Genomic DNA, 18,297 nt, shown 5'->3' with positions numbered 1-18,297 from the left:
TGGCGGTGTGGAATCAGGCAGTCAGGCGGTGCGCGTCTTGCGCAATGACCAGTTCTTCGTTAGTTGGGATAACGAGAGCAGGGCGGGTGCCTTCTTTGTTGATGAAGCCAGACTTGCCGAAGCGGGCAGCCAGGTTACGCTCGTGATCAACGTCGAAGCCCAGAACGCCCAGTTTGCCCAGGGACAGTTCACGAACCATTGCCGCGTTCTCACCGATACCACCGGTGAAGATAACCGCGTCCAGACGACCGTCCATCAGCGCAGTGTAAGAGCCGATGTACTTCGCCAGACGGTGGCAGTAAACGTCCATTGCACGTTTAGCGTCTTCTTTCTCTGCGTAGTTGTCTTCAACGTAACGGCAGTCGCTGGTGACTTCGGTCAGACCCAGCAGGCCAGACTCTTTGGTCAGCATTTTGTTGATCTGGTCAACGCTCATGCCCAGGGTGTCGTGCAGGTGGAAGATGATCGCCGGGTCGATGTCACCGGAACGGGTACCCATCACCAGACCTTCCAGCGGGGTCAGACCCATGGAAGTATCAACACATTTACCGTTGCGGATAGCAGAAACAGAACCACCGTTGCCCAGGTGGCAGGTGATGATGTTCAGTTCTTCAACCGGCTTGTTCAGAACTTTTGCGGCTTCCTGAGTTACATAGAAGTGGCTGGTGCCGTGCGCGCCGTAGCGACGTACGCCGTGTTCTTTGTACAGGCTGTATGGCAGGGCATAGAGGTAAGACTCTTCCGGCATGGTCTGATGGAACGCGGTGTCGAATACGGCCACGTTTTTGTCTTTCAGATTCGGGAAGGATTTCAGCGCTTCAGCGATACCGATCAGGTGAGCCGGGTTGTGCAGCGGTGCGAAGGACGCAGAGTCCTTGATGCCCTGGATCACAGATTCGTCGATCACGACGGAGCTGGTGTATTTTTCGCCGCCGTGGACGATACGGTGACCAATCGCAGTCAGCTGAGCAGACAGTTCTGGTTTTTGTGCCAGAATAGTGTTAACGATAAAGTTCAGCGCTTCACTGTGAGCGGCGCCTGCACCTAAAGCCGCTTCTTGTTTGCTGCCGTCCATCTTCCACTTGATACGTGCTTCAGGCAGATGGAAACATTCGGCCAAACCAGAGAGGTATTCGTCACCGTTGAGCGCATCGATGATGGCGAATTTCAGTGAGGAGCTACCGCAGTTCAGAACCAGTACTAACTTACTCGACATGGAAGTACCTATTATTGATACGTGGCTAAAAAAACGTCAGTGAGTCTAACAGCGTAACGCATGAGGACTCAGACATTTATGATTAACATCATGCCAAACGAACATTGTGGCATGATGGAAGAAATAACTATGATTTTATGCCATTTTGCACAATTTTCAGCCAATGGCATAATATGCAATAATTTGACGAGTTAATGATTCTCGTCTAGGGCCCTATCAGGCTGGCACAGGATACCCGATACGGGGTAGAGATGACAAAATATTTTGAACGTTGTCATAGCTTGTTGTGGTTTTGCACGAAAATTTTAATTTTTATATGTGAAGTTGAGGTACAGCCATGTCGACACCAGAGAACCCGTCCGTAAATTTCTTTAGTCTGTTTCGTCGGGGACAGCATTACGCGAAGACGTGGCCGATGGAAAAGCGCCTTGCGCCAATGTTCATTGAGAATCGCACCATCCGCGCTACGCGCTATGCAATTCGCTTTATGCCGCCTGTCGCTGTCTTTACGCTGTGCTGGCAGATTGCGTTGGGCGGGCAGCTTGGTCCTGCAGTCGCGACGGCGCTCTTCGCCTTAAGCCTGCCGATGCAGGGCCTGTGGTGGTTAGGTAAACGGTCCATCACTCCGCTTCCCCCTTCTATTTTACACTGGTTTTATGAAGTGCGCGGAAAACTGGAGGAGGCCGGACAGGCGCTCGCCCCGGTCGAAGGCAAGCCGGACTACCAGGCGCTGGCGGACACGTTAAAGCGCGCTTTTAAGCAACTGGATAAAACATTCCTCGATGATTTGTGATTGATCATCGAAACGACGACGAAAAGAAGGCACAGTAACAATCAGTTACCGTGTCTTTTTTTTAAAGTGCAATGCGCTACAGGAGTCGAAAGATGGAAATGACCCATGCTCAACGTCTGATTTTGTCCAACCAGTACAAGATGATGACTATGCTTGATCCCGATAACGCTGCGCGCTACAGCCGCCTGCAAACCATCGTCGAACGCGGTTTTGGTTTGCAAATGCGTGAACTGGACCGCGAGTTTGGCGAGCTGAAAGAAGAAACCTGTCGCATCGTGATCGACATTATGGAGATGTATCACGCCCTGCACGTGTCCTGGACGAATCTCAAAGATCAGCAGTCCATCGACGAGCGCCGCGTGACCTTCTTAGGCTTTGATGCCGCAACGGAAGCGCGTTATCTGAGCTATGTTCGCTTTATGGTGAATACAGAAGGGCGCTATACCCACTTTGACGCGGGCACCCACGGCTTCAACGCGCAGACCCCAATGTGGGAAAAATATCAGCGTATGCTGAGCGCGTGGCACGCCTGCCCGCGTCAGTACCATTTAAGCAGCAACGAAATTCAACAAATCATTAATGCCTGACGGAGGTGCGTGTGCAGTGTAGAGGTTTTCTGTTTGATCTGGACGGTACGCTGGTGGATTCGCTGCCGGTTGTGGAGCGTTCCTGGTGCCATTGGGCTGACAGACATGGCATCGACCATCAGGACGTGCTGAATTTTATCCATGGCAAACAGGCCATCACCTCGCTACGGCACTTCCTGGCCGGACGCTCTGAGGACGAAATTCAGGCGGAGTTCAAATACCTGGAACATATTGAAGCCACGGATACGGACGGCATCACAGCCTTACCGGGCGCGCGCGAGCTGCTTGAGCATCTGAACGAGGCGCAGATCCCATGGGCTATCGTTACCTCAGGCTCCATTCCCGTCGCCCACGCCCGTCACAAGGCGGCAGGTCTGCCGACGCCAGAAGTGTTTATCACGGCGGAGCGCGTAAAGCGCGGTAAACCGGAGCCCGACGCGTTTTTACTGGGCGCTGAACTGCTGGGCCTCGCCCCTGAAGAGTGCGTGGTGGTGGAAGACGCGGCCGCTGGCGTACTGGCCGGGCTGAACGCCGGAAGCCACGTTATCGCCGTTAACGTTCCGGCGGGATCCTCCCGGCTGGAGGAGGCAGACTTTGTGCTGGATTCCCTGACGGCGCTGGCTGTTTCGAAAGCCTCTGACGGGGTTGTAACCGTCTCGCTAAAAATGTAATCACATGATATAGCCCCACATTGCTGGGGCTTTTTTATGGCACAATTTCTCATCTCCCACTGACAAGGACATGTTGTGAACGGTGAACTGATTTGGGTCCTGAGCCTGCTTTTAATCGCCATCCTTCTTTTTGCAACGGGCAAGGTACGCATGGACGCCGTCGCCTTGTTTGTCATCGTCGCGTTTGTGCTGAGTGGAACGCTCACGCTACCGGAAGCGTTTTCCGGGTTTAGCGATCCCAACGTTATCCTGATTGCCGCCCTGTTTATTATTGGTGATGGGCTGGTGCGTACCGGCGTGGCGACCATCATGGGGTCGTGGCTGGTGAAGGTGGCGGGCAGCAGCGAAACCAAAATGCTGATCTACCTGATGGTGACCGTCGCCGGGCTGGGGGCGTTTATGAGCTCAACGGGCGTGGTCGCCATCTTTATCCCGGTGGTGCTGAGCGTCTCCATGCGGATGCAGATCTCGCCGTCGCGCCTGATGATGCCCCTGAGTTTTGCCGGTTTGATCAGCGGCATGATGACGCTGGTGGCAACGCCGCCGAACCTGGTCGTCAACAGCGAGCTTATCCGGGAAGGATTCCAGGGCTTCAGTTTTTTCAGCGTCACCCCGCTTGGGCTGGTCATTCTGGTGATGGGCGTGGTCTACATGCTGCTGACCCGGTTTGCCCTGAAAGGTGAAAAACAGGACAAAAATAAAGAAGGGTGGAAGCGACGCACCTTCCGCGATCTGATTAAGGAGTACCGCCTTACCGGGCGCGCGCGCCGTCTGGCTATTCGCCCCGGCTCGCCGATGGTGGGACAGCGTCTTGACGACCTGAAGCTGCGTGAGCGCTATGGCGCGAACGTGATCGGCGTTGAGCGCTGGCGTCGTTTTCGCCGGGTGATTGTCAACGTCAACGGGGTGTCGGAATTCCGCGCGCGGGATGTCCTGCTGATTGATATGTCCACCGCGGACGTGGATCTGCGCGAGTTTTGCAGCGAACAGCTGCTGGAACCGATGGTGCTGCGCGGGGAGTATTTTTCGGATCAGGCGCTGGATGTCGGCATGGCCGAAGTATCGCTGATCCCGGAATCGGAACTGCTGGGCAAAACCGTGCGGGAAATGGGGTTCCGAACCCGCTATGGCCTGAATGTCGTGGGGCTGAAGCGCGATGGCGTAGCGATGGAAGGGGCGGTGGTGGATGAGCCGATCCTGCTGGGCGATATCTTCCTCGTTGTCGGTAACTGGAAGCTGATTAGCCAGCTTGGGCAAAAAGGGCGCGATTTTGTGGTGCTCAACATGCCTGTCGAGGAGAGCGACGCGTCGCCTGCGCACAGCCAGGCGCCCCACGCGATTTTTTGTCTGGTGCTGATGGTGGCGCTGATGCTGACCGATGAAATTCCCAATCCGGTCGCGGCAATCATCGCCTGCCTGTTGATGGGCAAATTCCGCTGCATTGACGCCGAAAGCGCCTATAAAGCCATTCACTGGCCGAGCATTATCCTGATCGTCGGGATGATGCCCTTCGCCCTGGCGCTGCAAAAAACCGGCGGGGTGGATCTGATTGTTAAAGGCTTAATGGACGTTGGCGGCGGGTATGGGCCGTACATGATGCTGGTCTGTCTGTTCATTATGTGCGCCACCATCGGTCTGTTTATCTCCAATACCGCGACGGCGGTACTGATGGCGCCGATTGCGCTGGCGATGGCCAAATCCATGGGCGTGTCGCCGTATCCCTTTGCGATGATGGTCGCAATGGCGGCCTCCGCGGCATTTATGACGCCGGTCTCTTCACCAGTGAATACGCTGGTGCTGGGGCCCGGGAATTATAAGTTCAGTGATTTCGTGAAGCTGGGCGTGCCGTTCACCGCGCTGGTGATGGTGGTGTGCGTGGTATTGATACCGGTCCTGTTCCCGTTCTGATAATTTTGCCGGGCGGCGGCTGCGCCTTACCCGGCCTACTACCCGAAGGCCCTGCAAGCGCAGCGCCGCTGGGCAAACAGATTACAACGGTGAATCCTGGCTAATCTCATCCAGCGACAGATGGAAGCTCGGCACAAACACCTGCATAAAATAGTCCATCTCTTCGCTGCGGCGGGATTCCAGCGTTTTTTCCAGACGCGTTTTTGCCAGTAAAAATTCGTTATTCCCCGCAGACAGCTCTTCCAGACACTTCAGATAGGCGCAGAGCGCGTCGGCCTGCTTGACCAGCGACTTTTCATCTTCCGTGTACTGATGCTCATCGATGAGCGGCTCAAAAATGTCGCGCAACTCATCCGGCACCATGTCAATCAGCTTCTGCTGGGCAATTTTCTCGATGGCCTTATATTCCTGCGCAATTTGCGAGTTGAAATATTTCACCGGCGTGGGCAGGTCGCCGGTCAGCACTTCTGACGCATCGTGGTACATCGCCAGCAGGGCGATGCGCTCTGGATTAACCTGGCCGTTGAATTTGCGGTTTTTAATGGCGGCGAGCGCATGAGCAACCATGGCAACCTGCAGACTGTGCTCTGACACGTTCTCAGTGCGCACGTTGCGCATCAGCGGCCAGCGGTTGATGAGTTTCAGGCGGGAGAGGTGGGCGAAGAAATGACTCTGACTCATAGGTTACCTTTTGTCTTCACTGCGACAGGCGTTCATTGTGCGGGGAGGGGAGGAAAGATGCAAATCAGGCTACCGAAGTAGCCTGATTTTAAGATTACTGATGGTATCCGGAGAGGAAGCGCCCGAAGCGGCTGATGGCCATTTCGAGGTCATCTTCGCGCGGCAGCGTCACGATGCGCACGTGATCCGGCCACGGCCAGTTAAACGCCGTCCCCTGAACCAGCAGCACTTTTTCCTGAAGCAGGAAATCGAGCACCATTTTCTGGTCGTCGTGAATATTAAAGCGCTTCGCGTCAATTTTCGGGAACATATAGAGCGCGCCATTCGGCTTCACGCAGGAGACGCCTGGGATATCGTTGATCAGCTCCCACGCGCGGTTGCGCTGTTCGTACAGGCGACCACCGGGAACGATGAACTCGCTAATGCTCTGATAACCACCCAGCGCCGTCTGGATTGCGTGCTGCGCCGGCACGTTGGCGCATAAACGCATCGAGGCCAGCATCTCCAGCCCTTCGATATAGCCTTTGGCGTGCTTTTTCGGGCCGTTCAGTACCATCCAGCCCTGACGGAAACCGGCCACGCGGTAGGTTTTAGACAGGCCGTTAAAGGTGACGGTCAGCAGATCCGGTGCCAGCGCAGCGATTGAGTGGTGCTGTGCCGCGTCGTACAGGATCTTGTCGTAAATTTCGTCGGCAAAGATGATCAGGTTGTGCTGGCGGGCGAGCTCGACGATCTCCATCAGCAGCTCTTTTGAGTACACTGCACCCGTCGGGTTGTTCGGGTTAATGATCACGATGCCGCGCGTGCGGGGCGTGATTTTTGCGCGAATATCATCGAGGTCCGGGAACCAGTCGGAGGACTCGTCGCACAGATAGTGCACGGCTTTCCCGCTCGACAGTGATACGGCAGCCGTCCACAGCGGATAGTCCGGCGCGGGCACCAGCATTTCGTCCCCGCTGTTCAGCAGCGCCTGCATCGCCTGCACGATCAGTTCGGAAACGCCGTTGCCGATATAGATATCTTCAACGGTAACATCGCGCATACCGCGTGCCTGGTAGTGCTGCATGATGGCTTTACGTGCGGAGTAAAGTCCTTTTGAATCGCAATAGCCTTGTGCAGTTGGAAGGTTGCGGATCACATCAACCAGAATTTCATCCGGCGCTTCAAAACCAAATGGCGCAGGGTTACCAATGTTGAGTTTCAGAACCTTATTGCCTTCCTCTTCAAGGCGTTTTGCCTCTTTCAGAACCGGGCCGCGGATGTCATAACAGACGTTATCTAGCTTGCTGGATTTTTCGATAGGGGACATGAACCTTTAACCTTTTCGCTATTATTGCCGCTCCCTGCCGTGGAAGTCAGCACGGAATAATGTACTCCCCCCTCGCTTCGTTTTGAAGGGTGTGCAGTAGAAGATTTTGTGCCTGGAGCAAAATTTTGATAAATCTTTTTCGCTGTGCGTTAGCTTTTTTACTGTCTTAAAGTTGTGCGCATGGCACGATGATAGGTTAAATGTGCTATTCATTTGTCAGAATTCTGTATATTGTGCTGGTAAAAATAAGTGTTGAACCTGACAACGGTAGCAATCACCCTGCGTGACTTTTCGTAAAACCTGAATGCTTGATAAATGTTCCTGTAAAAGCATAATGTGGCTAAAAGTTACTCATGTGAAATTAATGTTAAGTGCCATTAATGAATGGTCTTAATCTAAATTAAAATTTATTTATTATTAACCTATAAAATGCAACTTTAGTTAATTTTAATAAAATTAGTTTAGAAGCTTAACATTCTTCTTTAATCCTCAATATTGCAATAAGACTTATAAATAAAGTGGATTTGGGTTAAGATGTCTTTCAGGAAAGCAGAGGACAGATGCAAAAATTTTGTATATCTGGCACTGACTTTTCGAATTAATTGATTGTTATTGTTGGAGTTATCTCTGGCTGGAATGTGTCGCACATCTCCTGCTACGTTGACAGCGCTGCGATAAAGATGGCAGAAAAGGTGTTATACCTTTAATGTAATTTACATAAACCTGCGAACATCTAAATATCCTGAACGTTTAAGAGAATAAAAATAACGTCATGAAACGTGCTTTCTGACTGTTGATATAAAGCAGCACAATAACTATCTGTCAGGCAGTCTGCCGGGCCGGGATGCGAGGGAAAACCTTCAGAGGGAATTGCTTAACTGTTACACACAGCTTCAACCCGGGCAGCTCCGCACGAGCAACCTGAAAGTGAATAGATATGATAAATGCAAATCGTCCGATAATGAATCTCGACCTCGATCTGCTGAGAACGTTTGTTGCGGTCGCCGATCTCAACACTTTTGCAGCAGCTGCTGCCGCCGTTTGCCGAACTCAGTCCGCCGTTAGCCAGCAAATGCAGCGGCTGGAGCAACTGGTTGGTAAAGAGCTTTTTGCACGTCACGGGCGTAATAAGCTCTTAACGGAACACGGTATTCAGCTACTGGGTTATGCCAGGAAAATTCTTCGCTTTAATGATGAAGCATGTATGTCATTAATGTTTAGCAACCTTCAAGGGGTGCTAACGTTAGGTGCATCTGATGAGTCAGCGGATACTATATTGCCGTTTCTTCTCAACCGTATTAGTTCGGTTTATCCGAAGCTTGCGCTGGACGTTAGCGTAAAACGTAATGCCTTTATGGTTGAGATGTTAAATGAGCACAAAGTCGACCTTGTGGTGACGACGCATCGTCCCGGGCAGTTTGATTGCCTGACGCTGCGCACATCACCTACACACTGGTATTGCGCAGCCGAGTACGTGCTGCAAAAAGGGGAGCCGGTTCCGCTGGTCTTGCTGGATGACCCGAGCCCGTTCCGCGATATGGTGCTCACGGCGCTGAATGAGGCCAACATTCCGTGGCGTCTGGCGTATGTGGCTTCCACGCTGCCAGCGGTTCGTGCCGCCGTGAAGGCCGGTCTGGGCGTAACGGCCCGTCCGGTAGAGATGATGAGCCCCGATCTGCGCGTTCTGGGGAAATCCGACGGTCTTCCTGCGCTGCCGGATACGGAGTATCTGCTCTGCCACAATTCGTCCAGCCATAACGAGTTGGCCAAAGTGGTGTTCGAGGCGATGGAAAACTACCATAACCCGTGGCAATTCGAGCGCGTTACCTCCGAAGGGGGGGATGACTCCCTGATCGTCGAAGGGGATTTTGAGTGATCGATAGCTCAATATTCTGGTAACAAAATGTAAGTGTAAAAAACAGCCACTCGTGTGATTTTCACATGCAGTGGCTTTTTTTACGCAATAATACCCGCTTATGGCGCAAGGGTTTTTAGGATACTCTCTTATTTATCAATAAGCTGAATACTTTTGCTTAAAACTTGTCCGTTTTCCGTTCTAACTTCGCCCATATCCCTCTCATGTTAAAAAAACAGGAAATATGTTGCCGTTTTCCATGTTGAATTAACAAAAGCGTGTCGCAGATCAAGAAAATACTCCTATTTGGGGGGAGGAATCGTTGGCAAATCCTGTCAAAATAGGAGGGTTATTTTTTTTACTTCCGAAACGGACACGATTCAACAACATACATTTGACGGAAAGTCATGCACCCACCAGGGTTAAAGGGCACCAAATGTTAATGAGAATCGCTCGATGTAATTTAATGTGAAGAAACCTTTGTTAAAGTTGACAATAGGTTATAGAAAGGAGTAAAAAACCCCATCATTTTGCTGTCTACGTCTCATTTCTGACAGTTAGTGTAAGGTTATTTGTTCCTCCCCATGAATCGATGTGATGCCCATCTGCCAGCAAGAGCAGTGTCGTTGGTATCACTTTTGATGAGTAAGCAATGAGTATGTCAACATCCACAGAAGTCATCGCTCATCACTGGGCATTCGCAATCTTTCTTATTGTAGCCATTGGCCTGTGCTGCCTGATGTTAGTCGGCGGCTGGTTCCTGGGCGGTCGCGCCCGTGCAAGGCACAAAAACACACCTTTCGAATCAGGTATTGATTCAGTAGGTTCCGCTCGCTTACGCCTGTCTGCCAAGTTCTATCTGGTAGCCATGTTCTTCGTCATCTTCGACGTGGAAGCGCTTTACCTTTTCGCATGGTCAACGTCCATCCGCGAAAGTGGTTGGGTGGGCTTTGTCGAGGCCGCAATTTTCATTTTAGTGCTACTGGCCGGTCTGGTTTATCTGGTGCGTATTGGCGCGCTTGACTGGACGCCTGCGCGTTCACGTCGTGAACACATCAACCCGGAAAACAGTATCTCTAATCGTCAGCAGTAACAGCGAGGCAATAAGATGGATTATACGCTCACCCGCATAGATCCTAACGGTGAGAATGACCGTTACCCCCTGCAAAAACAGGAGATCGTAACCGACCCCCTGGAGCAAGAAGTCAATAAAAGCGTGTACATGGGCAAGCTCGAACATGCCATGCACGATATGGTCAACTGGGGTCGTAAGAACTCCATCTGGCCTTACAACTTTGGTCTTTCTTGCTGCTACGTTGAAATGGTGACGTCATTCACTGCGGTGCATGACGTTGCGCGTTTTGGGGCCGAGGTACTCCGTGCTTCCCCGCGTCAGGCTGACCTGATGGTGGTTGCCGGTACGTGCTTTACCAAGATGGCACCTGTTATTCAGCGTCTGTATGACCAGATGCTGGAGCCAAAATGGGTTATCTCCATGGGCGCATGTGCAAACTCTGGCGGTATGTACGACATTTATTCCGTCGTGCAGGGCGTAGATAAATTTATCCCAGTGGATGTGTACATCCCGGGTTGTCCGCCACGTCCGGAAGCCTACATGCAGGCGCTGATGCTGCTGCAGGAATCTATTGGTAAAGAACGTCGCCCACTGTCGTGGGTTGTTGGCGATCAGGGTGTGTATCGCGCGAACATGCAGTCTGAGCGCGAGCGTAAACGTGGTGAACGTATTGCCGTCACCAATCTGCGTACGCCTGACGAAATTTAATTTGCGCCTGTAGGCCTGGAGAACACCTTCGCATATCACTACTCAAATAGCGCGAAGCCAGGCTCAACAGTCACCACGGACCATTTGCAATGGTGAACAATATGACCGACTTAACCGCGCAAGAAGCCGCCTGGCAGACCCGGGATCATCTGGATGACCCAGTCATTGGCGAACTGCGCAACCGTTTTGGGCCGGATGCCTTTACTGTTCAGGCTACCCGCACCGGGGTACCCGTTGTTTGGGTGAAGCGTGAGCAATTGCTGGAAGTTGTCGATTTCCTCAAGAAATTGCCAAAACCGTACGTCATGCTGTTTGACTTACACGGCATGGATGAACGTCTGCGTACCCACCGCCAGGGTCTCCCTGCTGCGGATTTTTCCGTTTTCTACCACCTGATCTCAATAGACCGTAATACGGATATCATGCTCAAGGTGGCATTGTCTGAAAACGACATGCATCTGCCGACGATCACCAAACTTTTCCCGAACGCGAACTGGTATGAGCGTGAAACCTGGGAAATGTTCGGCATGACCTTCGACGGCCACCCGCATCTGACGCGCATCATGATGCCGCAGACCTGGACCGGCCACCCGCTGCGTAAAGACTACCCTGCGCGTGCAACCGAATTCGACCCGTTTGAGCTGACCAAAGCCAAACAGGATCTGGAGATGGAAGCGCTGACCTTCAAACCGGAAGACTGGGGCATGAAGCGCGGTACCGACAACGAGGACTTCATGTTCCTCAACCTCGGTCCAAACCACCCGTCTGCGCACGGTGCATTCCGTATTATCCTTCAGCTTGATGGCGAAGAGATTGTCGACTGCGTTCCGGACATCGGCTACCACCACCGTGGTGCTGAGAAGATGGGCGAGCGTCAGTCCTGGCACAGCTACATTCCTTATACCGACCGTATCGAGTACCTCGGCGGCTGCGTCAACGAAATGCCATACGTGCTGGCCGTTGAGAAACTAGCGGGTATCGTTACGCCGGATCGCGTTAACGTGATTCGCGTTATGCTGTCAGAACTGTTCCGTATCAACAGCCACCTGCTGTACATCTCCACGTTCATTCAGGACGTCGGCGCGATGACTCCGGTCTTCTTCGCCTTTACCGACCGTCAGAAAATCTACGATCTGGTGGAAGCGATTACCGGTTTCCGTATGCACCCGGCCTGGTTCCGTATCGGCGGCGTGGCACACGATCTGCCGCGCGGCTGGGACCGTCTGCTGCGTGAATTCCTCGACTGGATGCCAAAACGTCTGGCGTCTTATGAGAAAGCCGCGCTGCGTAACACCATCCTGAAAGGCCGTTCCCAGGGCGTTGCTGCCTACGGCGCGAAAGAAGCGCTGGAGTGGGGTACGACAGGTGCAGGTCTGCGTGCGACCGGTATTGATTTCGACGTGCGTAAAGCCCGTCCTTACTCTGGCTACGAGAACTTCGACTTTGAAGTCCCGGTGGGCGGCGGTGTTTCCGACTGCTACACCCGCGTGATGCTGAAAGTGGAAGAGCTGCGCCAGAGTCTGCGCATCCTTGAGCAGTGCCTCAACAACATGCCGGAAGGCCCGTTCAAGGCGGATCACCCGCTGACGACGCCGCCACCGAAAGAGCGCACGCTGCAGCATATCGAAACCCTGATCACCCACTTCCTGCAGGTTTCCTGGGGTCCGGTCATGCCGGCGCAAGAATCCTTCCAGATGATTGAAGCGACCAAGGGTATTAACAGTTACTACCTGACCAGTGACGGCAGCACCATGAGCTACCGTACCCGCGTGCGTACGCCGAGCTTTGCGCACCTGCAGCAGATCCCGTCCGCCATCCGCGGCAGTCTGGTCTCCGACCTGATTGTGTATCTGGGTAGTATCGATTTTGTTATGTCAGATGTGGACCGCTAATTATGCACGAGAATCAACAACCACAAACCGAGGCTTTTGAGCTGAGTGAAGCAGAACGTGCCGCGATTGAGCACGAGATGCACCACTACGAAGACCCGCGTGCGGCGTCCATTGAAGCGCTGAAAATCGTACAGAAACAGCGTGGTTGGGTGCCGGATGGGGCGATCTATGAGATCGCGAAAGTGCTGGGTATTCCGGCAAGTGACGTAGAAGGCGTAGCCACGTTCTACAGCCAGATCTTCCGTCAGCCGGTTGGCCGCCATGTGATCCGCTACTGTGACAGCGTTGTCTGCCACATCACCGGTTATCAGGGCATTCAGGCTGCGATTGAGAAGAAGCTCAATATCAAGCCGGGCCAGACCACGTTCGATGGACGCTTTACCCTGCTGCCAACCTGCTGCCTGGGTAACTGCGACAAGGGGCCGACCATGATGATTGATGAGGATACTCACAGCCATCTGACGCCGGAAGCGATTCCTGACCTGCTGGAGCAGTACAAATGAAAACTGTAATTCGTACTGCTGAGACGCATCCGCTGACCTGGCGTCTGCGCGATGACAAACAGCCGGTATGGCTCGACGAATACCAGAGCAAAAACGGCTATGCCGGCGCGCGTAAAGCCCTTGGCGGCATGGCGCCGGATGACATCGTTAACGCGGTGAAAGACTCCGGCCTGAAAGGGCGCGGCGGTGCGGGCTTCTCCACCGGTCTGAAGTGGAGCCTGATGCCGAAAGACGAATCCATGAACATCCGTTACCTGCTGTGTAACGCCGATGAAATGGAGCCGGGCACCTATAAAGACCGCCTGCTGATGGAACAGCTGCCGCACCTGCTGGTGGAAGGCATGCTGATCTCCGCGTTTGCGCTGAAAGCGTACCGTGGCTACATCTTCCTGCGCGGTGAGTACATCGAAGCAGCGGAAAACCTGCGTCGCGCGATTGCCGAAGCCACCGAAGCGGGCCTGCTGGGTAAAAACATCCTGGGCACCGGCTTTGACTTTGAACTGTTCGTGCACACCGGCGCAGGGCGTTATATCTGCGGCGAAGAAACCGCGCTGATTAACTCCCTGGAAGGCCGCCGCGCGAACCCGCGTTCCAAGCCACCGTTCCCGGCAAGTTCCGGCGTATGGGGTAAACCGACCTGCGTAAACAACGTTGAAACCCTGTGTAACGTTCCGGCTATCCTCGCCAACGGCGTGGAGTGGTATCAGGGCATCTCCTCAAGCAAAGATGCCGGTACCAAGCTGATGGGCTTCTCTGGTCGCGTTAAAAATCCTGGCGTCTGGGAACTGCCGTTCGGTACCACCGCACGTGAAATTCTTGAGGACTACGCTGGCGGCATGCGCGATGGCCTGAAATTCAAAGCCTGGCAGCCGGGTGGGGCAGGGACAGACTTCCTGACCGAAGCCCACCTTGATCTGCCAATGGAATTCGAAAGCATTGGTAAAGCAGGCAGCCGTCTGGGTACGGCGCTGGCGATGGCCGTCGACCACGAGATCGGCATGGTCTCGCTGGTGCGTAACCTGGAAGAGTTCTTCGCCCGCGAGTCCTGCGGCTGGTGCACACCGTGCCGTGATGGTCTGCCGTGGAGCGTGAAGATCCTGCGTGCAATCGAACGTGGCGAAGGCCAGCCTGGGGATATCGAGACGCTTGAGCAACTGTGTCGATTCTTAGGCCCGGGTAAAACCTTCTGTGCCCACGCACCGGGTGCCGTCGAACCTCTGCAGAGCGCGATCAAATATTTCCGCGACGAGTTCGAAGCAGGCATCAAGCAGCCGTTCAGCAATACCCATGCTATCAATGGGATTCAGCCGAACCTGCTTAAAGCGCGCTGGTAACGACAAGAATTTTGATTAACGCTCGGTTTCGACCGAGCCAACTGGAAGCATGCTAATGGCTACGATTCATGTAGACGGCAAAGAATACGAAGTCAACGGGGCGGACAACCTGCTGGAAGCTTGTCTGTCTCTTGGCCTCGATATTCCGTACTTTTGCTGGCATCCGGCGCTGGGCAGCGTCGGTGCTTGCCGCCAGTGTGCGGTGAAGCAATATCAAAACGCGGAAGACACGCGTGGTCGCCTGGTGATGTCCTGTATGACGCCAGCCACCGAAGGCACTTTTATTTCGATTGATGACGAAGAAGCGAAACAGTTCCGCGAAAGCGTTGTGGAATGGTTGATGACCAACCACCCGCACGACTGTCCGGTCTGTGAAGAGGGCGGTAACTGCCACCTTCAGGATATGACCGTGATGACCGGCCACAGCTTCCGTCGCTATCGCTTTACCAAGCGTACCCACCGTAACCAGGACCTGGGGCCGTTCATCTCTCACGAAATGAACCGCTGCATCGCCTGCTACCGCTGCGTGCGTTACTACAAAGACTACGCAGACGGTCAGGATCTGGGCGTATATGGCGCGCACGATAACGTCTACTTCGGTCGTCCGGAAGACGGTACGCTTGAAAGCGAATTCTCCGGTAACCTGGTAGAAATCTGCCCGACCGGTGTATTCACGGATAAAACTCACTCCGAGCGTTACAACCGCAAATGGGACATGCAGTTTGCGCCAAGCATCTGCCAGCAGTGTTCCCTCGGCTGTAACACCAGCCCGGGTGAGCGTTACGGCGAGCTGCGTCGTATCGAAAACCGTTACAACGGCACCGTTAACCACTACTTCCTCTGCGACCGCGGTCGTTTCGGCTATGGCTATGTGAACCTGAAAGACCGTCCGCGTCAGCCGGTTCAGCGCCGTGGCGACGACTTCATTACCCTGAACGCTGAACAGGCGATGCAGGGCGCGGCAGATATTCTGCGCCAGTCGAAGAAAGTGATCGGTATCGGCTCCCCGCGCGCCAGCATCGAAAGCAACTTTGCGCTGCGCGAGCTGGTTGGCGCGGAAAACTTCTATACCGGTATCGCCCAGGGCGAGCAGGAACGTCTGCAGCTGGTACTGAAAGTGCTGCGTGAAGGCGGTATTCATACCCCTGCGCTGCGCGAAATCGAATCTTATGATGCGGTCCTGGTGCTGGGTGAAGACCTGACGCAGACGGGCGCACGCGCGGCTCTGGCGGTTCGTCAGGCGGTGAAGGGGAAAGCACGTGAAATGGCAGCGGCGCAGAAAGTGGCTGACTGGCAGATTGCGGCGATCCTCAACATCGGCCAGCGCGCGAAGCATCCTCTGTTTGTGACCAACGTCGACAACACCCGTCTGGACGATATCGCGGCGTGGACCTACTGCGCGCCGGTTGAAGATCAGGCGCGCCTCGGCTTTGCCATTGCCCACGCGCTGGACAGCAGCTCGCCGGCCGTTGAACTGGATCGTGACCTGCAGAACAAGGTTGACGTGATTGTTCAGGCCCTGGCGGGTGCGAAAAAACCGCTGATTATTTCCGGTACCAACGCCGGCAGCGCGGAGATCATTCAGGCGGCAGCCAACGTTGCTAAAGCCCTGAAAGGCCGCGGTGCGGATGTCGGTGTGACCATGATTGCCCGTGCGGTGAACAGCATTGGTCTGGGCATGATCGGCGGCGGCTCGCTGGAAGCAGCGTTAAGCGAACTGGAGTCCGGTGCCGCTGACGCCGTTGTGGTGCTGGAAAACGATCTGCATCGCCACGCCTCTGCCGCTCGCGTTGACGCCGCGCTCTCCAAAGCGCCGCTGGTGATGGTCATTGACCATCAGCGCACCGCGATCATGGACAAAGCGCACCTGGTGCTCTCTGCGGCAAGCTTCGCAGAAAGCGACGGTACCGTTATCAACAACGAAGGTCGCGCCCAGCGTTTCTTCCAGGTTTATGACCCGGCGTACTACGACAGCAACACCGTGATGCTGGAAAGCTGGCGCTGGCTGCACTCCCTGCACAGCACCGTGCAGAGCCGTGAAGTGGACTGGACGCAGCTCGACCACGTTATCGACGCGGTAGTGGAAAAACTGCCTCAGCTGGCAGGCATTAAAGATGCCGCACCTGAAGCAAGCTTCCGCATTCGCGGCCAGAAACTGGCGCGTGAACCGCACCGTTACAGCGGCCGTACCGCGATGCGCGCCAATATCAGCGTGCACGAACCGCGCCAGCCGCAGGATAAAGACACCATGTTCGCCTTCTCTATGGAAGGGAACAACCAGCCGTCTGCGCCGCGTTCGCAAATCCCATTCGCATGGGCGCCGGGCTGGAACTCCCCGCAGGCATGGAACAAGTTCCAGGCTGAAGTGGGTGGCTCCCTGCGTCACGGCGATCCGGGCGTGCGTCTGATTGAAGCCTCCGAAACCGGTCTGGACTTCTTCACCGCCGTACCGGCAAGCTTCCAGGCGCAGGATGGCAGCTGGCGTATCGCGCCGTACTACCATCTGTTCGGTAGCGACGAGCTGTCTCAGCGTTCGCCTGTCTTCCAGACCCGTATGCCGCAGCCTTACATCAAGCTCAACCCGGCGGATGCCGCGAAGCTTGGCGTAAACGCGGGCGCGAACATCGCCTTTAGCTATGACGGCCAGACAATCAGCCTGCCGCTGATTATCTCCGAAGGTCTGACAGCAGGGCAGGTGGGTCTGCCGATGGGTATGCCTGGCATCGCGCCGGTTCTGGCGGGTGCGCGTCTTGATAATCTGCAGGAGGCAAAAGCATGAGTTGGTTAACGCCGGATCTTATCGACATCCTGCTGAGCATTCTGAAAGCGATTGTTATCCTGCTGGTGGTGGTCACCTGCGGCGCGTTCATGAGCTTTGGTGAACGTCGTCTGCTCGGTCTGTTCCAGAACCGTTACGGACCGAACCGCGTGGGCTGGGGTGGTTCACTCCAGCTGGTCGCGGACATGATCAAGATGTTCTTTAAAGAGGACTGGATCCCGCGCTTCTCGGACCGCGTGATCTTTACTCTGGCACCGATGATCGCCTTCACCTCGCTGCTGCTGGCGTTTGCTATCGTTCCGGTCAGCCCGACCTGGGTAGTCGCTGACCTGAACATCGGCATTCTGTTCTTCCTGATGATGGCAGGCCTCGCGGTGTACGCGGTGCTGTTCGCAGGCTGGTCCAGTAACAACAAATACTCGCTGCTGGGTGCGATGCGTGCTTCCGCGCAGACGCTGAGCTACGAAGTGTTCCTGGGGCTCTCCCTGATGGGCGTGGTGGCGCAGGCCGGTTCATTCAACATGACCGACATCGTCAATAACCAGGCCGACATCTGGAACGTTATCCCGCAGTTCTTTGGGTTTATTACCTTTGCTATCGCGGGCGTGGCGGTGTGTCACCGTCACCCGTTTGACCAGCCAGAAGCCGAACAGGAACTGGCCGACGGTTACCACATCGAATATTCCGGTATGAAATTCGGTCTGTTCTTCGTGGGCGAGTACATCGGTATCGTCACCATTTCCGCGTTGATGGTAACGCTGTTCTTCGGTGGCTGGCATGGCCCGTTCTTACCGCCGTTCATCTGGTTCGCGCTGAAAACCGCGTTCTTCATGATGATGTTCATTTTGATTCGCGCAGCGTTACCGCGTCCGCGTTATGACCAGGTAATGTCCTTCGGCTGGAAAGTGTGCCTGCCGCTGACGCTCGTCAACTTGTTGGTAACGGCGGCTGTCATTCTCTGGCAGCAGCCATAAGGGGCTATAGAC

The 18,297-nt window shown here is 54.5% G+C and carries 15 protein-coding genes; 12 read left to right on the top strand and 3 right to left on the bottom strand.

From position 1 onward, the window contains the following. Positions 1 to 13: 13 nt before the first annotated feature. Positions 14 to 1,216: an acetate kinase gene (gene ackA, locus LBF07_RS04210; protein WP_033146081.1), complete on the bottom strand. Its 1,203-nt coding sequence runs from the start codon at positions 1,214 to 1,216 to the stop codon at positions 14 to 16. Positions 1,217 to 1,553: 337 nt separating this feature from the next. Between ackA and yfbV the strand changes: the two genes are divergently transcribed. The 4 genes from yfbV (at position 1,554) to LBF07_RS04190 (ending at position 5,175) form a co-directional block, all read left to right on the top strand. After that, positions 1,554 to 2,009: a terminus macrodomain insulation protein YfbV gene (gene yfbV / locus LBF07_RS04205; protein ID WP_023312543.1), complete on the top strand. Its 456-nt coding sequence runs from the start codon at positions 1,554 to 1,556 to the stop codon at positions 2,007 to 2,009. A 92-nt stretch (positions 2,010 to 2,101) separates the two neighbouring features. After that, positions 2,102 to 2,596, top strand: a complete 495-nt coding sequence (locus LBF07_RS04200) for a YfbU family protein (RefSeq protein WP_023312542.1) — start codon at positions 2,102 to 2,104, stop codon at positions 2,594 to 2,596. 11 nt (positions 2,597 to 2,607) lie between these two features. After that, positions 2,608 to 3,267 (top strand): sugar phosphatase, encoded by a 660-nt coding sequence (locus LBF07_RS04195; protein WP_033146080.1) that lies wholly within the window; start codon positions 2,608 to 2,610, stop codon positions 3,265 to 3,267. Between the two features lie 75 nt (positions 3,268 to 3,342). Further along, a complete protein-coding gene (locus LBF07_RS04190) occupies positions 3,343 to 5,175 on the top strand; it encodes an SLC13 family permease (protein ID WP_094934239.1) in 1,833 nt (610 codons plus the stop codon). A gap of 81 nt (positions 5,176 to 5,256) precedes the next feature. Here the strand turns inward: LBF07_RS04190 and yfbR are convergent, their stop codons facing one another. Together yfbR and alaA are read right to left on the bottom strand one after the other, a co-directional pair. Further along, on the bottom strand, positions 5,257 to 5,856 hold the full coding sequence (gene yfbR, locus LBF07_RS04185; RefSeq protein WP_023312539.1) for a 5'-deoxynucleotidase: 600 nt from the start codon (positions 5,854 to 5,856) through the stop codon (positions 5,257 to 5,259). A 94-nt stretch (positions 5,857 to 5,950) separates the two neighbouring features. Beyond that, the gene (gene alaA, locus LBF07_RS04180) at positions 5,951 to 7,165 is read right to left on the bottom strand and encodes an alanine transaminase AlaA (protein ID WP_008500204.1); all 1,215 of its coding nucleotides are present in this window, start codon (positions 7,163 to 7,165) and stop codon (positions 5,951 to 5,953) included. Between the two features lie 937 nt (positions 7,166 to 8,102). On the opposite strand from alaA, the gene lrhA reads away from it, so the two are divergent. From lrhA to nuoH, 8 genes are all read left to right on the top strand, one after another. Next, positions 8,103 to 9,041: a transcriptional regulator LrhA gene (gene lrhA / locus LBF07_RS04175; RefSeq protein WP_029741933.1), complete on the top strand. Its 939-nt coding sequence runs from the start codon at positions 8,103 to 8,105 to the stop codon at positions 9,039 to 9,041. Between the two features lie 631 nt (positions 9,042 to 9,672). Beyond that, the gene (nuoA, locus tag LBF07_RS04170; protein ID WP_014171000.1) at positions 9,673 to 10,113 is read left to right on the top strand and encodes an NADH-quinone oxidoreductase subunit NuoA; all 441 of its coding nucleotides are present in this window, start codon (positions 9,673 to 9,675) and stop codon (positions 10,111 to 10,113) included. Between the two features lie 15 nt (positions 10,114 to 10,128). Further along, the gene (nuoB, locus tag LBF07_RS04165; protein WP_003861482.1) at positions 10,129 to 10,803 is read left to right on the top strand and encodes an NADH-quinone oxidoreductase subunit NuoB; all 675 of its coding nucleotides are present in this window, start codon (positions 10,129 to 10,131) and stop codon (positions 10,801 to 10,803) included. 89 nt (positions 10,804 to 10,892) lie between these two features. Further along, positions 10,893 to 12,695, top strand: a complete 1,803-nt coding sequence (nuoC, locus tag LBF07_RS04160) for an NADH-quinone oxidoreductase subunit C/D (RefSeq protein WP_023312537.1) — start codon at positions 10,893 to 10,895, stop codon at positions 12,693 to 12,695. Positions 12,696 to 12,697: 2 nt separating this feature from the next. Beyond that, complete coding sequence (gene nuoE, locus LBF07_RS04155; RefSeq protein ID WP_006176513.1) at positions 12,698 to 13,198, top strand: NADH-quinone oxidoreductase subunit NuoE; 501 nt, start codon at positions 12,698 to 12,700, stop codon at positions 13,196 to 13,198. Then, a complete protein-coding gene (gene nuoF / locus LBF07_RS04150; protein WP_023312536.1) occupies positions 13,195 to 14,532 on the top strand; it encodes an NADH-quinone oxidoreductase subunit NuoF in 1,338 nt (445 codons plus the stop codon). Before nuoE ends, nuoF begins: the two co-directional genes overlap by 4 nt. A gap of 55 nt (positions 14,533 to 14,587) precedes the next feature. Beyond that, a complete protein-coding gene (gene nuoG, locus LBF07_RS04145) occupies positions 14,588 to 17,311 on the top strand; it encodes an NADH-quinone oxidoreductase subunit NuoG (protein WP_126327509.1) in 2,724 nt (907 codons plus the stop codon). Next, complete coding sequence (nuoH, locus tag LBF07_RS04140) at positions 17,308 to 18,285, top strand: NADH-quinone oxidoreductase subunit NuoH (RefSeq protein ID WP_008500211.1); 978 nt, start codon at positions 17,308 to 17,310, stop codon at positions 18,283 to 18,285. The genes nuoG and nuoH overlap by 4 nt, the downstream gene beginning before the upstream one ends. The last annotated feature ends 12 nt before the right edge of the window (positions 18,286 to 18,297 follow it).

Origin of the sequence: Enterobacter cloacae complex sp. ECL352 (genome assembly GCF_020149545.1) — a bacterium.
Classification (GTDB): Bacteria; Pseudomonadota; Gammaproteobacteria; order Enterobacterales; family Enterobacteriaceae; genus Enterobacter; species Enterobacter asburiae_B.
This window is presented reverse-complemented; position numbering and strand designations above follow the sequence as displayed.

Coding starts and splice junctions, on each gene's coding strand:
- ackA (WP_033146081.1), bottom strand. CDS start 1,216: ATGTCGAGTAAGTTAGTACTGGTTCTGAACTGCGGTAGCTCCTCACTG.
- yfbV (WP_023312543.1), top strand. CDS start 1,554: ATGTCGACACCAGAGAACCCGTCCGTAAATTTCTTTAGTCTGTTTCGT.
- LBF07_RS04200 (WP_023312542.1), top strand. CDS start 2,102: ATGGAAATGACCCATGCTCAACGTCTGATTTTGTCCAACCAGTACAAG.
- yfbR (WP_023312539.1), bottom strand. CDS start 5,856: ATGAGTCAGAGTCATTTCTTCGCCCACCTCTCCCGCCTGAAACTCATC.
- alaA (WP_008500204.1), bottom strand. CDS start 7,165: ATGTCCCCTATCGAAAAATCCAGCAAGCTAGATAACGTCTGTTATGAC.
- lrhA (WP_029741933.1), top strand. CDS start 8,103: ATGATAAATGCAAATCGTCCGATAATGAATCTCGACCTCGATCTGCTG.
- nuoA (WP_014171000.1), top strand. CDS start 9,673: ATGAGTATGTCAACATCCACAGAAGTCATCGCTCATCACTGGGCATTC.
- nuoB (WP_003861482.1), top strand. CDS start 10,129: ATGGATTATACGCTCACCCGCATAGATCCTAACGGTGAGAATGACCGT.
- nuoC (WP_023312537.1), top strand. CDS start 10,893: ATGGTGAACAATATGACCGACTTAACCGCGCAAGAAGCCGCCTGGCAG.
- nuoE (WP_006176513.1), top strand. CDS start 12,698: ATGCACGAGAATCAACAACCACAAACCGAGGCTTTTGAGCTGAGTGAA.
- nuoF (WP_023312536.1), top strand. CDS start 13,195: ATGAAAACTGTAATTCGTACTGCTGAGACGCATCCGCTGACCTGGCGT.
- nuoG (WP_126327509.1), top strand. CDS start 14,588: ATGGCTACGATTCATGTAGACGGCAAAGAATACGAAGTCAACGGGGCG.
- nuoH (WP_008500211.1), top strand. CDS start 17,308: ATGAGTTGGTTAACGCCGGATCTTATCGACATCCTGCTGAGCATTCTG.